Origin of the sequence: Enterobacter cloacae complex sp. 372C4 (assembly GCF_050030615.1) — a bacterium.
Classification (GTDB): Bacteria; Pseudomonadota; Gammaproteobacteria; order Enterobacterales; family Enterobacteriaceae; genus Enterobacter; species Enterobacter intestinihominis.
Map to the genome: position 1 here is coordinate 1,317,541 of NZ_JBLGUQ010000001.1, position 15,808 is coordinate 1,333,348.

Below are 15,808 nucleotides of genomic sequence, written 5' to 3' on the forward strand. Positions count from 1 at the left end.
GATGAAACTACTGATAGTTGAAGACGATCTGTTATTACAGGAAGGGTTAGCGCTGGCACTGGAGAATGAGGGCTACGCCCTGGATTGTGCCGCCACGGCGGCTGAAGCAGATGCCTTGATCCAGAGCGGAGAATACAGCCTTGTGATCCTGGATTTGGGACTGCCGGATAAAGACGGCGCGACGCTGCTCTGCCAGTGGCGTCGTCGCGGAGTGGAGAATCCCGTATTGATTCTCACCGCCCGCGATGCCATTGAAGACAGAATTAACGGGCTGGATTCTGGCGCTGACGATTATCTGGTAAAACCCTTCGCCCTTGCCGAGCTACAGGCTCGCGTACGGGCGTTAATCCGCCGCTATCAGGGCCACAGCGACAACCTGCTGACGGACGGGGATATCACCCTCAATCTGCAAACTCAGCAGGTGCTGCGCCAGTCTCAGCCTGTGGAAGTGACCCCAAAAGAGTTCGCTCTGCTGACGCGTCTGATCATGCGCAGCGGGCAGACCGTGCACCGTGAAACGCTGCAACAGGACATCTACTCCTGGCAGGACGATCCAGGATCAAACACGCTTGAAGTTCACATTCATAATCTGCGCCGCAAGCTCGGTAAAGATCGCATCAAAACCGTACGTGGCGTGGGTTACCGTCTGGAGAGCCAGAAATGAACAGTATGCGCCGGCGATTAATGGTGTTGCTGGCGGTTATACTGCTATTTTTTCAACTGGTTAGCGTAGTCTGGCTGTGGCATGAGAGCCGCGAGCAAATCGGTTTTCTGGTGAATGAAACGTTGTCTGCGAAAGCGCGCAACAACCATGTCGAAAAAGAGATCCGCGAAGCCATTGCCTCCCTGCTGGTCCCTTCTCTGGTGATGGTCGGTTTTACCCTGTTCTTCTCATTCTGGGCCGTCACCTGGATCACCCGACCACTCAACAAACTTCGCGTCAGCCTTGCGAACCGTTCGGCGGATAATCTGACTCCCCTGCCGATGTATTCTGATATGGAAGAGATAGGCGCTGTGACCACATCGCTCAATCAACTCCTCGCCCGGCTGGATCACACTATTCAACAGGAACGCCTGTTTACCGCCGATGCGGCACACGAGTTACGTACGCCGCTTGCGGGGATCAGGCTCCATCTGGAACTGATGGCTCAGTCCGGTTCCCCGCAGGCCACACCACTGATAAACCGGATCGATCAGTTGATGCACACGGTGGAACAGCTGCTGATGCTGGCGCGTGCCGGACAGGCGATGGCCAGCGGCCATTACGATACCGTGAACTGGACTGAGACGATCATTGCACCGCTCAGCCTGGAGCATGAAGCCAGAGAGCATACGGTGATATGGCCTGCTCACAGCCCGCTGACGGTACAGGGCGACGCCGTCCTGTTACGTCTGATGCTAAGGAACCTTCTGGAGAATGCCGCCCGCTACAGCCCGGCAGGCACAACCAATGAAGTGGCATTAACAGCGACGGAGAGCGGTACCCGGGTGAGCGTTATCGATCAGGGGCCGGGTATTGATGAGGCACACCGCCAGTCGATCACCGAACCTTTCCGACGTCTCGACCAGCGCTACGGCGGCAGCGGCCTTGGGCTGAGCATCGTACAGCGTATCGTACAGCTCCATCATGGCAATTTAACGCTGGAGAACGGCGCTGAGGGCGGCCTCATCGCCAGCTGTTGGTTACCGGCGAAAATAGGATAAAAAAAAGCCCCGTTAAGGGGCTTTATACTGAGGTTAGTGCTTGTAGATGAACTCGACGCCTTCTTCGTCGTCTTCATCCCAGTCATCGTCCCAGTCTTCATCATCTTCTTCCGCTTCCAGCTCTTCGAGCTGCTGGCGGTGGTAGTCATCCCACATGAATTCGACTTTTTCAGGCTGTTTCGCCTCTTCTGCCTGAACAACCGGATTCTCGATGATAAAGGTCATCACATCCCAGCAGAGATCTTTCACGCCAACCTGGCTGGCGGCAGAGATCAGGTAGTACTTATCTTCCCAACCCATCGCTTCGGCAATCGCTTTAGCTTTCGCTTCAGCTTCCGCTTTATCCATCAGGTCGATCTTGTTAAATACCAGCCAGCGCGGTTTTTGCGCCAGTTTTTCACTGTATTTCTCCAGCTCACCGATAATGATACGGGCGTTTTCAACCGGATCGGAACCGTCGATTGGATCGATGTCGATGAGGTGCAACAGTACGCGACAACGCTCAAGGTGCTTCAGGAAGCGAATCCCCAGACCGGCGCCTTCTGCTGCCCCTTCAATCAGACCCGGGATGTCAGCGACCACGAAGCTCTTCTCGTTATCCATACGGACAACGCCCAGGCTCGGTACCAGCGTCGTAAACGGATAATCCGCCACTTTTGGTTTCGCCGCAGAGACCGCACGGATAAACGTCGATTTACCGGCGTTTGGCATACCCAGCATCCCCACATCCGCCAGCAGCATCAGTTCCAGTTGCAGGTCGCGCTTATCACCCGGGGTACCCATGGTTTTCTGACGCGGGGTACGGTTAACGGAAGATTTGAAACGGCTGTTACCCAGACCGTGCCAGCCGCCTTTCGCCACCATCAGGCGCTGACCGTGTTTGGTCATATCACCCATGGTTTCGCCCGTGCCCTGATCGATGACACGCGTACCTACCGGCACTTTGATCGTCACGTCTTTACCGCGTTTACCGGTACAGTCGCGGCTCTGGCCGTTCTGCCCACGTTCGGCGCGGAAAGATTTTTCGAAACGGTAGTCGATCAGCGTGTTGAGGTTTTCATCCGCCTCCAGCCACACGTCGCCACCGTCCCCACCGTCACCGCCGTCAGGACCGCCACGAGGAATATATTTTTCACGGCGGAAGCTTACACAACCGTTACCGCCATCACCTGCCACGACCAGAATCGTCGCTTCATCAACAAACTTCATTTTACTCTCCGTAACTCATTCGCCTGAGCGGGGGACTATTACAACCGCTTCATTTTTGCGCCAACGCCCCCAGAGACGATGACCAATGGCGGAATACATCGCGCCCGCAACCACGACAAACGCACCGAGATAACCCAACAGGTTGAGCATCGGCTTGACGAAGACATCGGGCCAGGCCATTGATAACAAATCTGAAAATAACAGCGTAAACAGCGGGGTAAGCGTGATTAAGGCGCTCACCTGTGCTGCCTGCCAGCGCGCCATAGCTTCAGCCAGCGCGCCATAACCGACCAGCGTGTTCAGCCCACAAAAAATGAGGCACGCCAGTTGCCAGTCGCTGAGCTGGGTAATCACCTCCGGCTTAGCTAACGGCAATAATGCCAGTGTACACAAAGTGTACAGCAAAAAGAGGATCTGCTGTGAGGCAAGTCGACGCAATAACACCTTTTGCGCGACGCCATAACTCACCCAGACCGTTGCTGCACCCACCCCAAAAATGACACCCCAGGTGTAATCCGTCAGGCGGGTAAAAATCTCGATCAGACTGGTGTTAAAGAACATCACCAGACCGCAAAGCAGCATGCTTGCCCCGATGATCTGCGTACCGCGCATCTTCTCCTTGAGGATGAATACGCTGGCGACCATCATGCCGACCGGTGATAGCTGACCAATCACCTGCGACGCTGTAGGGCTAAGATATTGCAGGGAAGAGCTGAACAGAATGAAGTTACCGAACAGACCGCCCGTCGCGATAGCCAGTAACACCAGCCAGCGCGGTTTTCGGAAGATGCGCAGCGGTGGCAGCTTACCTTTGACGGCCAGAATGGCGCCCAGGCCAATGCTTGCCATCAGGAAGCGATAAAACACCACCGTGGGCGGTTCCATCACTTCCAGTACCTGCTTCATTGCAATTGGCAGCGCACCCCAGCACATCGCGGTAGTGAGCGCCAAAAGAATACCAATGCCGGCCTGCTGCTTCATGCCCGTTTTCCCTACAGAAAATTTTCCGGGTTTCCAATGTAAAAAGCCCCGCAACACGTTGCGGGGCTTTAATCCGTTACCGGACCGAGAAAACCTTACTCAGCAACGATGCTGATGTATTTACGGTTGTTCGGGCCTTTAACTTCAAATTTCACTTTACCGTCTGCTTTAGCAAACAGAGTGTGGTCACGACCGCAACCTACGTTGGTACCCGCGTGGAACTTGGTGCCACGCTGACGAACGATGATGCTACCCGCCAGAACGGATTCGCCACCGAAACGCTTAACGCCCAGGCGTTTTGCTTCTGAATCGCGACCGTTACGTGTGGAGCCGCCAGCCTTTTTATGTGCCATTTAAATCTCTCCTCAGGTCTTAGGCGCTGATGCCAGTAATTTTCACATCAGTGAACCACTGACGGTGGCCCTGCTGCTTACGATAGTGTTTACGACGACGAAACTTAACGATTTTAACTTTCTCGCCACGACCGTGAGCAACAACTTCAGCTTTGATAACGCCGCCATCAACGAAAGGAACGCCGATTTTGACTTCTTCACCGTTTGCGATCATCAGAACTTCAGCGAACTCAACAGATTCGCCAGTTGCGATGTCCAGCTTTTCCAGGCGAACGGTCTGACCTTCGCTTACTCGGTGTTGTTTACCACCACTTTGGAAAACCGCGTACATATAAACTCCGCTTCCGCGCACATCCTCGTATGATTCAGAGTGCGCTATAAATATTCACAATAGGGCGCGAATATTACGCAAAACGCGAGCCTTTGACAAGTGCTACCATCAATACATGAAGAAAAAAAACACAACACGTACGGTAACGTTTATCTGAGCCATTTTTTCAGTACAATCAGCAATACTATTTATAAACCGAAACCCTTTGTGTACCCATCTCGTGTGGGATAAACAGGATAAAAAGCCCGGCTTTTGCGATGAATTTAGAAAAAATCAATGAGTTAACCGCGCAAGATATGGCGGGTGTGAATGCAGCAATCCTGGAGCAACTCAACTCTGACGTTCAGCTGATCAATCAGTTGGGCTATTACATCGTCAGCGGCGGCGGTAAACGTATTCGTCCGATGATTGCCATTCTGGCCGCACGCGCGGTTGGCTATCAAGGAAATGCCCACGTCACGATCGCGGCGCTGATCGAATTTATCCACACCGCCACCCTGCTTCATGACGATGTTGTGGATGAATCAGACATGCGTCGTGGCAAAGCCACCGCCAATGCCGCGTTTGGTAATGCGGCAAGCGTTCTGGTAGGGGATTTTATCTATACCCGAGCCTTCCAGATGATGACCAGCCTTGGCTCGCTGAAGGTGCTGGAAGTGATGTCAGAAGCCGTAAACGTTATCGCTGAAGGCGAAGTCCTACAGTTGATGAACGTCAACGACCCGGATATCACCGAAGAAAACTATATGCGGGTGATTTACAGCAAGACCGCACGTCTGTTTGAAGCCGCCGCGCAGTGCTCCGGCATTCTGGCAGGCTGTAGCGAAGCTCAGGAAAAAGGGCTTCAGGACTATGGCCGTTACCTCGGCACCGCGTTCCAGCTGATTGATGATTTGCTGGACTACAGCGCGGATGGCGAAACGCTCGGTAAAAACGTTGGCGATGACCTGAACGAAGGCAAGCCAACGCTGCCGCTGCTCCACGCGATGCGCAATGGCACACCAGAGCAGGCGAAAATGATCCGGGAGGCTATCGAGCAGGGAAATGGTCGCCATCTTCTGGAACCGGTACTGGAAACAATGGCCATCTGTGGTTCCCTTGAATGGACGCGTCAGCGTGCTGAAGAAGAAGCAGACAAAGCCATCGCCGCAATTCAGGTCATTCCCGACAGCCCATGGCGTGATGCGCTAATCGGCCTCGCGCACATCGCCGTCCAGCGCGACCGTTAATCCCCTCCTCATCTCCCTGCGATCTCGTAGGGAGGTTCCAGTACGCACCAATAAATTACATTTACGCGTAAGCTCATCAGGTTACAGGCCGTATGTATAAAGCCGTGCCTTATTCTGAATATTGCTTCTCGTAACATGAACTTTTTAGAACAGATGTTCGAAGTGAGTATAGTAATGCTGTCTTTTCACACGAAACGACGTGGACGATAACGAACACAAGGACAGCATTATGGATACAAAATTCATCGACTGGCATTCTGCTGACATTATTGCGGCACTGCGTAAAAAAGGGACATCGCTGGCTGCCGAATCACGTCGTCATGGGCTGAGCTCGTCGACGCTGGCAAACGCCCTGACCCGCCCATGGCCGAAGGGGGAACTGATTATTGCGACGGCGCTGGATACGCATCCGTGGGTGATATGGCCGTCACGCTATCACGATCCCATTACTCATGAATTTATCGACAGAACGCGCATGATGCGCCAGAGCAAAGCGAAGAAAGCACATCAGGACTGATGCACCCGGATTTACAGGAACAGCAATCCCCCGGCCTGTTCTGGCAGGGGGGTGCCGGAACGATTACTCGCCCTTCACACGCTCGATATTCGCACCCAGCGCGCGCAGTTTGTCTTCAATACGCTCGTAACCACGATCGATGTGGTAGATACGATCGACAACGGTAGTCCCTTCTGCAATACAACCTGCCAGTACGAGGCTCGCAGACGCGCGCAGATCGGTCGCCATCACCTGCGCACCGGACAGTTTTTCAACGCCGTGGCAAATGACCGTGTTGCTTTCAATCTCAGCATGCGCACCCATACGGATCAGTTCCGGTACGTGCATGAAACGGTTTTCGAAGATAGTTTCCGTGATGAAGCCTGTGCCTTCGGCCACCAGGTTCAACAGGGTGAACTGTGCCTGCATATCCGTCGGGAATGCCGGATGTGGCGCAGTGCGCACGTTAACGGCTTTAGGACGCTGCCCGTGCATATCGAGGCTGATCCAGTCTTCACCAATTTCAATGTCCGCACCCGCATCGCGCAGTTTCGCCAGCACCGCATCCAGGGTATCCGGTTGTGCGTTACGACAAACAATCTTACCGCCAGAAATGGCAGCCGCTACCAGGAAAGTACCGGTTTCGATACGGTCTGGCAGTACGCGGTACACACCACCACCCAGACGTTCAACGCCTTCGATGGTGATACGGTCTGTGCCCTGCCCGCTGATCTTCGCCCCCAGCGCGACCAGGAAGTTCGCGGTATCCACGATTTCCGGCTCTCGGGCGGCGTTTTCGATGATGGTAGTGCCTTCTGCCAGCGTAGCAGCCGACATGATGGTTACCGTTGCACCCACGCTCACTTTGTCCATGACAATGTGCGCGCCTTTCAGGCGACCATTGACGGACGCTTTAACGTACCCCTCTTCCAGCTTGATCTCCGCGCCCAGCTTTTCCAGACCGAAGATATGCAGGTCGACTGGACGGGCGCCGATAGCGCATCCGCCCGGCAGTGAAACCTGTCCCTGACCGAAACGCGCCACCAGCGGGCCAAGCGCCCAGATGGAAGCACGCATGGTTTTCACCAGCTCATACGGCGCTGAGAAGTTGTTCACGTTGCTGGCATCGATCCAGACGGAACCGTTACGCTCCACTTTGGTGCCCAACTGGCCGAGCAACTTCATGGTCGTGTCGATATCTTTCAGCTTCGGTACGTTCTGGATCTCTACCGGCTCTTCTGCGAGCAGCGCAGCGAAAAGAATGGGCAGCGCGGCGTTTTTAGCGCCAGAAATTGTGACTTCGCCCTGGAGACGCGTGGGTCCCTGTACACGAAATTTATCCATCGTTTGCTCTCTTATAAATTCAACCGTGCTGCGGGCGCTTCGCCCTCAGCTCAAAAACCGTTTAGTTTGCGATCGCGTGCCCACTCCTGTGGGGTGAACGCTTTAATCGACAGGGCGTGGATGCGGTTATCCGCAATGTATTCCATCAGCGGCGCGTACACAGCCTGCTGTTTCTTCACGCGACTCATTCCGTCGAACATCTCACCCACAGCAATAACCTGGAAGTGACTGCCATCGCCAGAGACGTGGGCTTCCTGAAGGGAGAGTGCATTCATCAGCACTGTCTGGATTTCATTATTTTCCATGGGGTCTACATCATCTGATAGTGAAAACAAGCTCAACATCTTAGAGCAAAGTGGCGCGGTCTTAAACAAGCAAAAAGCCCCGACGCGTAAACTGTCGGGGCTTTCGGAAGTAACGTACTGAAAAAGTTAGCGAGGTAATACGTCTTCAGGCAAATTGTAAAGCTGTGCAAGGGTTACGACATTATCGCTTACCCCCGTCAGGGTGACGCTACTCCCCTGCTTTTTGCCCGTGGCCACCAGGTGCGCCAGCAGGGCGATACCGGCGGTATCTACCCGCGTGACGCCATGGAGATCAATCAACGTCACGCCCTGCATCGCGTTATGGCGAGCGTCCCACAGCGGGTTAAGCAGATCCTGATCCAGCTCTCCCGTCAGCGTCAACGTCTCGCCGTCACGCGCCCAGCTAAGCTGCTGCGACATTACTTCTTCTCGTCCAGGGTAATTTTCTGACGAGAGATGGACTGAAGCTGAGCCGTCAGGCCATCGATGCCTTTGGTGCGCAGCAGATCGCTCCACTCGTTCTGTTTAGTGGTGATCATGCTGACGCCTTCAGCGATCATGTCGTACGCCTGCCAGTTTCCGGTCTGGCTGTTTTTACGCCACTGGAAGTCCAGGCGTACCGGTGGACGACCGTTTGGATCGATAATCGTCACGCGGATAGGAATGATGGTGGCATCGCCCAGCGGCTGTTCAGGGGCAATCTGATAGGTCTGCCCGTGGTACATCGCCAGCGCCTGGCCGTAAGCCTGTTTCAGGTATTCACGGAACGCCGCAAAGTAAGCCTCGCGCTGCGCCGGGGTCGCGTCTTTGTAGTAACGGCCCAGCACCAGTGCGCCCGCGTACTTGATCTGCACATACGGCAGCAGCTCCTGATCCACCACATCACGCAGATAATCAGGGTTGGAACGGATTTTGGGCTGTTCGTTTTTAAGACGGTCGAAGGTTTTCTTCGCGGCCTCATCCATCAGTTTGTACGGGTTACTCTGATCCGCAGCGTGCGCCGCGGTTAGAGGGGCAATGACCAGCATGGCAACCATTAACAGTCGTTTAAACATGAATGACTTCTCCTGAAATTAATTCGTCGCGCCTGGCGTCGGTTCGACGTTGGTGTGGTCTTCACTCTGCGCAGGGGCATCGTCAGACTTTTTATCATCCCCTTTACTGTTGTAAAGGAACTGACCAATCATATCTTCCAGCACCATCGCTGACTTGGTATCCTGGATTACGCTACCGTCTTTAAGGATAGACGTTCCCAGCTCAGGATCTTCAAAACCAACGTTAAGGGCCAGATATTGCTCCCCCAGCAGGCCAGAGGTGCGGATAGAGAGCGAGCTGGTGTCAGGAATGTGGTTATAGCGTTCTTCGATATCCATTGCGACGCGCGGCAGATAGGTTTTCTCATCAAGCGTAATGTCAGCGACACGTCCAATAACGACGCCACCAATACGGACCGGTGAGCGCGCCTTCAGGCCGCCGATATTATCGAAAGTCGCGTAGACGCGATACGTCGGCTCGGTGCGAACAGAGGTGATGTCCGCCGCGCGCAGGCAGATAAACAGTGCGGCCAGCAGCGCCAGAAGCAAAAACACGCCAACCCAAATTTCATTTTTTCTCGTTTGCATGAACTCAATTCCCAAACATCAGTGCGGTGAGCACAAAATCCAGACCTAAAACGGCCAGCGACGAATGTACGACAGTACGCGTCGTTGCACGGCTAATGCCCGCCGACGTCGGAATGGCATCGTAACCATTAAACAACGCAATCCAGGTAACCGTCACAGCGAAAACCACGCTCTTGATCAGACAGTTCACCAGATCCATCCGCAGATCGATGGCGTCCTGCATGGCAGACCAGAAGAACCCGGCATCAATGCCTTTCCAGTTGACGCCAACCAGCGCGCCTCCCCAGATACCTACCGCCACAAAGAGGATAGTCAGTAACGGTAAGGAGATAACCCCGGCCCAGAAGCGCGGCGAGATCACCCGGCGCAGCGGATCGACCGCCATCATCTCCATACTGGAGAGCTGCTCTGTGGCGCGCATCAGGCCAATTTCAGCCGTCAGCGCTGATCCGGCACGCCCGGCGAACAGCAGCGCTGCTACAACCGGCCCGAGTTCACGCAGCAGCGAGAGCGCCACCAGCATGCCAAGGCTGGTTTCCGCGCTGTAGGTTGTCAGCACCAGATACCCCTGCAACCCTAGCACCATGCCAATAAACAGACCCGACACGATGATGATAAGCATCGACAGCACGCCGACGTTATAAAGCTGCCGCACCAGTAACGGCGCATGCTTGCGGAACTCCGGTTTGCCAACCAGCGCGTTGAACAACATTAATCCGGCACGCCCGAACGTACTGATGGTTTTTAGGCCACGGTGTCCAAGACCCGCCAACGCATTTAACAGCATGAGTGGATTAACTCCCTATTCCCAGTAAATCGTCATGATAGTCGCCCGCCGGATAGCGGAAAGGCACCGGCCCATCTGCGATACCGTCCAGGAACTGCCGCACGCGCGGATCGCCATTCTCCTGCAACGCCTGAGCGCTGCCGTGGGCGACGATCTTTTTGTCAGCCACAATATAGGCGTAATCAGCAATGCTCAGCACTTCCGGCACGTCGTGGGAAACCACCACGCAGGTGACGCCAAGGGCGCTGTTCAGCTCCGAGATTAACTTCACCAGCACGCCCATGGTGATAGGGTCCTGCCCGACGAACGGTTCATCGAACATGATTAAATCGGGTTCCAGGGCAATAGCACGCGCCAGCGCGGCGCGGCGCGCCATCCCACCCGAGAGTTCGGTCGGCATAAGTTTCGCAGCCCCCCGCAACCCCACAGCTTCGAGCTTCATCATCACCGTGCTGTGCAACAGCGCAGGAGGAAGATGGGTGTGCTCACGCAGCGGATAGGCCACGTTGTCAAATACGTTCATATCGGTGAACAGCGCACCCGACTGAAAGAGCATGCTCATCCGTTTGCGAACCGTGTAGAGGCGCGAGCGAGACATCTCCGGGACGTTTTCACCGTCGAAGAGAATTTCGCCGCTATCAGGGGGGATTTGCCCGCCGATAAGACGCAGCAACGTCGTTTTACCGATCCCTGACGGCCCCATGATGGCGGTGATTTTACCGCGCGGCACGGTCAGCGAAATATCATCAAATATCACCCGGTTGCCGCGAGAAAAACTGACGCCCCGGACATCGACTATATTCGCCATCGTTTGGCTCATTTATGGTTCCTTACTTACCTTGCTTCACTGCTGGCATGAAGCGTAAATCAGCCCTAAACCCCGCATTTTTACAGAATATTCACTATTGGGGTTAGCGAAAGCTGGCATTTGTTTTACTTTTCCGGCGCATAAAGTCAAAATTAGGAATTCGTCACGTCTCAGACTTCATCTGGCGCTAAAATTCGTGCGCAGTGGACCAGCGAGTATACCTGAAGAAAGGACTTTTGATGCTTTTAGCAACAGCACTGTTAATAATTGGTTTACTGTTGGTGGTCTACAGTGCTGACCGTTTGGTCTTTGCCGCATCCATTCTCTGTCGACTCATTGGCATGCCGCCCATCATTATTGGGATGACGGTGGTCAGTGTAGGCACATCGCTTCCTGAAATCATCGTTTCTGTTTCAGCCTCGTTGCATGGCCAGGTCGACCTCGCTATTGGCACTGCGATTGGCTCTAACATCGTCAATATCTTGCTGATTTTAGGCTTAGCCGCATTACTGCATCCATTTCGCGTACATTCCGATGTTTTGCGTCGTGAATTGCCGCTAATGTTAGTCGTCAGTCTGCTGGCAGGCTATGTGCTTTATGACGGGGTGCTGAGCGTCGGTGACGGTATATTCCTGCTCGCCCTGGCCGTGATCTGGTTGCTTTACAGCGTGAAGATCGCACGTCTGGCGGAAAAACAGGGTAATGATAGCCTCACGCGTGAGCATCTCGCCGAGCTGCCACGGGAAGGGACCTTACCCGTCGCCCTGCTGTGGCTGGGCGTCGCGCTGATCATAATGCCAATGGCCACGCGGATGGTGGTCGATAACGCGACGGTGCTGGCGAACGCGTTTGCGATGAGCGAACTGACAATCGGTCTGACGGTCATCGCCATCGGCACCAGCCTGCCAGAGCTGGCTACCGCCATCGCCGGGGCGCGTAAAGGGGAAGATGATATCGCCATCGGCAATATCATTGGCTCGAATATTTTCAATATCGCGATCGTGACGGGGCTGCCGGCATTAATCTCACCGGGGCCGTTTAACCCTATGGTCTTCACGCGCGATTACGGTGTGATGCTACTGGTCAGCGTAATTTTCGCCCTGCTCTGCTGGCAGCGAAAAGAGCAGATCGGCAAAGGCGCGGGCGCGCTGCTGACGGGTGGATTTATCGTATGGCTGGCGATGCTGTACTGGCTCTCGCCACTTCTCTCTGGGTAAACGGAAACGCATTATGTCGCAAATAGAATTGCAGCCGGGTTTTGACTTTCAGAAAGCAGGCAAAGACGTTCTGGAGATTGAACGTGAAGGTCTGGCGCAGTTAGATCAGTACATTAATCAGGATTTTAGTCTGGCCTGTGAGAAGATGTTCTACTGCGCCGGTAAAGTCGTGGTGATGGGGATGGGCAAATCCGGCCATATCGGGCGCAAAATGGCGGCGACCTTTGCCAGTACCGGCACGTCGTCATTCTTCGTTCATCCCGGTGAAGCCGCGCACGGTGACCTCGGCATGGTTACGCCGCAGGACGTGGTTATTGCGCTGTCCAACTCCGGGGAATCGAATGAAATCATGGCGTTGATCCCGGTGCTGAAGCGTCTGCACGTACCGCTGATTTGCATGACCAGCCGCCCGGAAAGCAGCATGGCGCGTGCGGCAGATATTCACCTGTGCGTGAAGGTGCCTAAAGAAGCCTGTCCGCTGGGGCTGGCGCCGACCTCCAGCACAACCGCCGCGCTGGTGATGGGCGATGCCCTTGCCGTTGCGCTGCTGGAAGCCCGCGGTTTTACGCCAGAAGATTTCGCCCTGTCTCACCCCGGCGGCGCGCTCGGGCGCAAACTGCTGCTGCGGGTCAACGATATTATGCACACCGGGGATGAGATCCCGCACGTCAGCAAAGAGGCCTCTTTGCGCGACGCGTTACTGGAGATCACCCGTAAAAACCTGGGCATGACGGTTATCTGCGACGATCTGATGAAGATTCAGGGCATTTTCACCGACGGCGACCTGCGCCGGGTATTCGATATGGGTGTGGATGTCCGAACGCTGGGCATCGCTGATGTAATGACACCAGGCGGGATCCGCGTCCGTCCGGGCACGCTGGCGGTAGATGTACTGAACCTGATGCAGTCCCGTCATATTACCTCAGTGATGGTTGCCGATGGCGACCAACTGCTGGGTGTGGTACATATGCATGATCTGCTGCGCGCTGGCGTAGTGTAATGAAGGATAAGACAATGAGTAATGCGGGTGCATCCCTTGCAACCTGTTATGGCCCGGTGAGCGCCCACATGATGGCAAAGGCGGAAAATATCCGCCTGCTGATCCTCGATGTGGATGGTGTGCTCTCCGACGGTCTGATTTATATGGGCAATAACGGCGAAGAGCTGAAAGCCTTTAACGTTCGCGACGGTTACGGTATCCGCTGTGCGCTCACGTCCGGTATTGAAGTTGCAATCATCACCGGGCGGAAAGCTAAACTGGTAGAAGATCGGTGTGAAACGCTGGGCATTACCCATCTCTATCAGGGGCAGTCTGATAAGATGGTAGCCTTCCGGGATCTGTTGGGAAAACTGGCCATTGCACCAGAGAATGTGGCATACGTCGGGGATGATTTGATCGACTGGCCAGTCATGGCGGAGGTGGGTCTGAGCATCGCCGTGGCTGACGCGCACCCGCTGCTGATCCCGCGTGCTGATTATGTTACCCATATTCACGGTGGCCGCGGCGCCGTCCGTGAAGTCTGCGATCTGCTTCTGCTGGCGCAGGGCAAGCTTGATGAGGCGAAAGGGCAATCGATATGAGTAAAACCAGACGTTGGGTTATCATTCTGCTTGCGCTTGTCGCCCTGGTACTGATTGGCGTAAACCTCGCTGACCGCGAAGATACGCAAGCGGAAGTGGTTAACACGAGCGACCCGACCTACAAAAGCGATCACAGCGACACCGTGGTCTATAGCCCGGAAGGCGCGCTGAACTATCGCCTCGTTGCTCAGCATGTAGAATATTTTTCAGATGACGGTACTTCGTGGTTTACCCAACCGGTCATGACCACCTTTGATACGGACAAAGTGCCGACGTGGTCTATCAAGTCTGACCGGGCAAAACTGACAAATGACCGTATGCTTTACCTGTATGGTCACGTTGAAGTCAACGCCCTGACCGCTGACGCGCAACTGCGAAAAATTACGACGGATAACGCCCAGATCAACCTGGTCACCCAGGATGTCACGTCGCAGGATTTAGTCACCCTGTATGGCACAACATTTAATTCCAGCGGTTTAAGAATGCGCGGGAACTTACGCAGCAAAAACGCCGAGCTGATTGAAAAGGTTAGAACCTCCTATGAAATTCAAAACAAACAAACTCAGCCTTAAAGTTGTTATCACCAGCGCGCTGCTGGCGGCCAGTCTTCCCGCGCTTGCTGTGACTGGCGACACCGAACAGCCGATTCATATTGAATCCGATACCCAGTCTCTGGATATGCAGGGTAACGTCGTCACCTTTACCGGCAACGTGGTCATGACCCAGGGCACCATCAAAATCAACGCCGACAAAGTGGTCGTTACCCGACCGGGCGGCGAGCAGGGCAAAGAGATTATCGATGGTTATGGCAACCCGGCCACCTTCTACCAGATGCAGGACAACGGCAAGCCGGTGAAAGGCCATGCCTCGCATATGCACTATGAACTGGCGAAGGATCTGGTCATCCTGACCGGTAATGCTTACCTGGAACAGCTGGACAGCAATATCAAAGGCGACAAGATCACTTATCTGGTGAAAGAGCAGAAAATGCAGGCCTCCAGTGAAAAAGGCAAACGCGTCACGACCGTTCTTGTGCCTTCGCAATTGCAGGACAAGAACAACGGCCAGGCTCCGGCACAGAAAAAGAGTAACTAATTCGTTATGGCAACTTTAACTGCAAAAAACCTCGCGAAAGCGTATAAGGGCCGCCGCGTCGTCGAAGATGTCAGTCTGACCGTCAACTCCGGCGAAATCGTTGGTTTGCTTGGCCCTAACGGGGCGGGTAAAACCACGACCTTCTACATGGTGGTGGGCATCGTCCCGCGTGACGCCGGCAACATCATCATCGATGATGAAGATATCAGTCTGCTGCCACTGCATGCCCGCGCGCGTCGTGGCATCGGCTATCTGCCGCAGGAAGCCTCCATCTTCCGCCGCTTAAGCGTGTTCGACAACCTGATGGCCGTGCTCCAGATCCGTGACGATCTGACCAGCGAGCAGCGCACTGACCGTGCGAACGAGCTGATGGAAGAGTTTCATATCGAACATCTGCGTGACAGCCTCGGTCAGGCGCTGTCCGGTGGTGAACGCCGCCGCGTTGAGATTGCGCGCGCGCTGGCAGCAAACCCGAAATTTATCCTGCTGGATGAACCGTTTGCGGGCGTTGACCCCATCTCCGTTATCGATATCAAACGTATTATTGAGCACCTGCGCGACAGCGGGCTTGGCGTACTGATCACGGACCACAACGTTCGCGAAACGCTGGCCGTGTGTGAGCGCGCCTACATAGTGAGCCAGGGCCATCTGATTGCCCACGGCACGCCACAGCAAATCCTCGAAGATGAGCATGTTAAGCGCGTGTACCTTGGGGAAGACTTCAGACTCTGATAGGGTAGAGGTTA

General features: G+C 54.6%; 21 protein-coding genes. 10 read left to right on the plus strand and 11 right to left on the minus strand.

Annotated elements, in window-relative coordinates; all coding sequences use genetic code 11:
• Position 1 precedes the first annotated feature (1 nt).
• Both pmrA and pmrB read left to right on the plus strand, forming a co-directional pair.
• Entirely contained in the window at positions 2-664 is a 663-nt protein-coding gene (pmrA, locus tag ACQG11_RS06295) for a two-component system response regulator PmrA (RefSeq protein ID WP_022649522.1), read from the plus strand.
• On the plus strand, positions 661-1,704 hold the full coding sequence (gene pmrB, locus ACQG11_RS06300) for a two-component system sensor histidine kinase PmrB (protein WP_426728258.1): 1,044 nt from the start codon (positions 661-663) through the stop codon (positions 1,702-1,704). The genes pmrA and pmrB overlap by 4 nt, the downstream gene beginning before the upstream one ends.
• 33 nt (positions 1,705-1,737) lie before the next feature.
• On the opposite strand, the gene cgtA is transcribed toward pmrB, so the two are convergent.
• The 4 genes from cgtA to rplU form a co-directional block, all read right to left on the minus strand.
• Positions 1,738-2,913 carry an Obg family GTPase CgtA gene (gene cgtA, locus ACQG11_RS06305; RefSeq protein ID WP_003861823.1) on the minus strand — a complete coding sequence of 392 codons (1,176 nt, stop codon included), beginning with the start codon at positions 2,911-2,913 and terminating at the stop codon, positions 1,738-1,740.
• Positions 2,914-2,928: 15 nt separating this feature from the next.
• Positions 2,929-3,894: a DMT family transporter gene (locus tag ACQG11_RS06310; RefSeq protein ID WP_426728259.1), complete on the minus strand. Its 966-nt coding sequence runs from the start codon at positions 3,892-3,894 to the stop codon at positions 2,929-2,931.
• 95 nt (positions 3,895-3,989) lie between these two features.
• A complete protein-coding gene (gene rpmA, locus ACQG11_RS06315; RefSeq protein WP_003861831.1) occupies positions 3,990-4,247 on the minus strand; it encodes a 50S ribosomal protein L27 in 258 nt (85 codons plus the stop codon).
• Positions 4,248-4,266: 19 nt separating this feature from the next.
• The gene (gene rplU, locus ACQG11_RS06320; RefSeq protein WP_003025032.1) at positions 4,267-4,578 is read right to left on the minus strand and encodes a 50S ribosomal protein L21; all 312 of its coding nucleotides are present in this window, start codon (positions 4,576-4,578) and stop codon (positions 4,267-4,269) included.
• A gap of 257 nt (positions 4,579-4,835) precedes the next feature.
• Here rplU and ispB point away from each other — a divergent pair, with 257 nt between their 5' ends.
• Positions 4,836-5,807, plus strand: a complete 972-nt coding sequence (gene ispB / locus ACQG11_RS06325) for an octaprenyl diphosphate synthase (protein WP_006812126.1) — start codon at positions 4,836-4,838, stop codon at positions 5,805-5,807.
• A 229-nt stretch (positions 5,808-6,036) separates the two neighbouring features.
• Positions 6,037-6,324 (plus strand): DNA-binding transcriptional regulator SfsB, encoded by a 288-nt coding sequence (gene sfsB, locus ACQG11_RS06330; protein ID WP_022649524.1) that lies wholly within the window; start codon positions 6,037-6,039, stop codon positions 6,322-6,324.
• A 63-nt stretch (positions 6,325-6,387) separates the two neighbouring features.
• Here the strand turns inward: sfsB and murA are convergent, their stop codons facing one another.
• From murA to mlaF, 7 genes are all read right to left on the minus strand, one after another.
• Entirely contained in the window at positions 6,388-7,647 is a 1,260-nt protein-coding gene (gene murA / locus ACQG11_RS06335; protein WP_006812128.1) for a UDP-N-acetylglucosamine 1-carboxyvinyltransferase, read from the minus strand.
• Positions 7,648-7,697: 50 nt separating this feature from the next.
• The gene (gene ibaG / locus ACQG11_RS06340; protein ID WP_003861840.1) at positions 7,698-7,952 is read right to left on the minus strand and encodes a BolA family iron metabolism protein IbaG; all 255 of its coding nucleotides are present in this window, start codon (positions 7,950-7,952) and stop codon (positions 7,698-7,700) included.
• A 126-nt stretch (positions 7,953-8,078) separates the two neighbouring features.
• Positions 8,079-8,372 carry a lipid asymmetry maintenance protein MlaB gene (gene mlaB, locus ACQG11_RS06345; RefSeq protein ID WP_022649525.1) on the minus strand — a complete coding sequence of 98 codons (294 nt, stop codon included), beginning with the start codon at positions 8,370-8,372 and terminating at the stop codon, positions 8,079-8,081.
• Entirely contained in the window at positions 8,372-9,007 is a 636-nt protein-coding gene (gene mlaC, locus ACQG11_RS06350) for a phospholipid-binding protein MlaC (protein ID WP_006812130.1), read from the minus strand. Before mlaC ends, mlaB begins: the two co-directional genes overlap by 1 nt.
• 18 nt (positions 9,008-9,025) lie before the next feature.
• Positions 9,026-9,574, minus strand: a complete 549-nt coding sequence (gene mlaD / locus ACQG11_RS06355) for an outer membrane lipid asymmetry maintenance protein MlaD (protein ID WP_022649526.1) — start codon at positions 9,572-9,574, stop codon at positions 9,026-9,028.
• Between the two features lie 4 nt (positions 9,575-9,578).
• Positions 9,579-10,361 (minus strand): lipid asymmetry maintenance ABC transporter permease subunit MlaE, encoded by a 783-nt coding sequence (gene mlaE, locus ACQG11_RS06360; protein WP_003861848.1) that lies wholly within the window; start codon positions 10,359-10,361, stop codon positions 9,579-9,581.
• Between the two features lie 7 nt (positions 10,362-10,368).
• Complete coding sequence (mlaF, locus tag ACQG11_RS06365; RefSeq protein WP_426728260.1) at positions 10,369-11,181, minus strand: phospholipid ABC transporter ATP-binding protein MlaF; 813 nt, start codon at positions 11,179-11,181, stop codon at positions 10,369-10,371.
• A 227-nt stretch (positions 11,182-11,408) separates the two neighbouring features.
• On the opposite strand from mlaF, the gene ACQG11_RS06370 reads away from it, so the two are divergent.
• Genes ACQG11_RS06370 through lptB form a run of 6 tightly spaced genes read left to right on the plus strand, consistent with a single transcriptional unit; the run spans position 11,409 to position 15,794 of the window.
• Positions 11,409-12,386, plus strand: a complete 978-nt coding sequence (locus ACQG11_RS06370; protein WP_045308038.1) for a calcium/sodium antiporter — start codon at positions 11,409-11,411, stop codon at positions 12,384-12,386.
• 13 nt (positions 12,387-12,399) lie between these two features.
• Positions 12,400-13,386: an arabinose-5-phosphate isomerase KdsD gene (gene kdsD / locus ACQG11_RS06375; protein ID WP_426728261.1), complete on the plus strand. Its 987-nt coding sequence runs from the start codon at positions 12,400-12,402 to the stop codon at positions 13,384-13,386.
• Between the two features lie 14 nt (positions 13,387-13,400).
• Positions 13,401-13,967, plus strand: coding sequence for a 3-deoxy-manno-octulosonate-8-phosphatase KdsC (kdsC, locus tag ACQG11_RS06380; RefSeq protein WP_017382729.1), 567 nt, complete (start codon positions 13,401-13,403; stop codon positions 13,965-13,967).
• On the plus strand, positions 13,964-14,539 hold the full coding sequence (gene lptC / locus ACQG11_RS06385) for an LPS export ABC transporter periplasmic protein LptC (RefSeq protein ID WP_022649529.1): 576 nt from the start codon (positions 13,964-13,966) through the stop codon (positions 14,537-14,539). Before kdsC ends, lptC begins: the two co-directional genes overlap by 4 nt.
• Complete coding sequence (lptA, locus tag ACQG11_RS06390) at positions 14,508-15,062, plus strand: lipopolysaccharide ABC transporter substrate-binding protein LptA (protein WP_254308803.1); 555 nt, start codon at positions 14,508-14,510, stop codon at positions 15,060-15,062. The genes lptC and lptA overlap by 32 nt, the downstream gene beginning before the upstream one ends.
• Positions 15,063-15,068: 6 nt before the next feature.
• Positions 15,069-15,794: an LPS export ABC transporter ATP-binding protein gene (gene lptB, locus ACQG11_RS06395; RefSeq protein ID WP_003861862.1), complete on the plus strand. Its 726-nt coding sequence runs from the start codon at positions 15,069-15,071 to the stop codon at positions 15,792-15,794.
• The last annotated feature ends 14 nt before the right edge of the window (positions 15,795-15,808 follow it).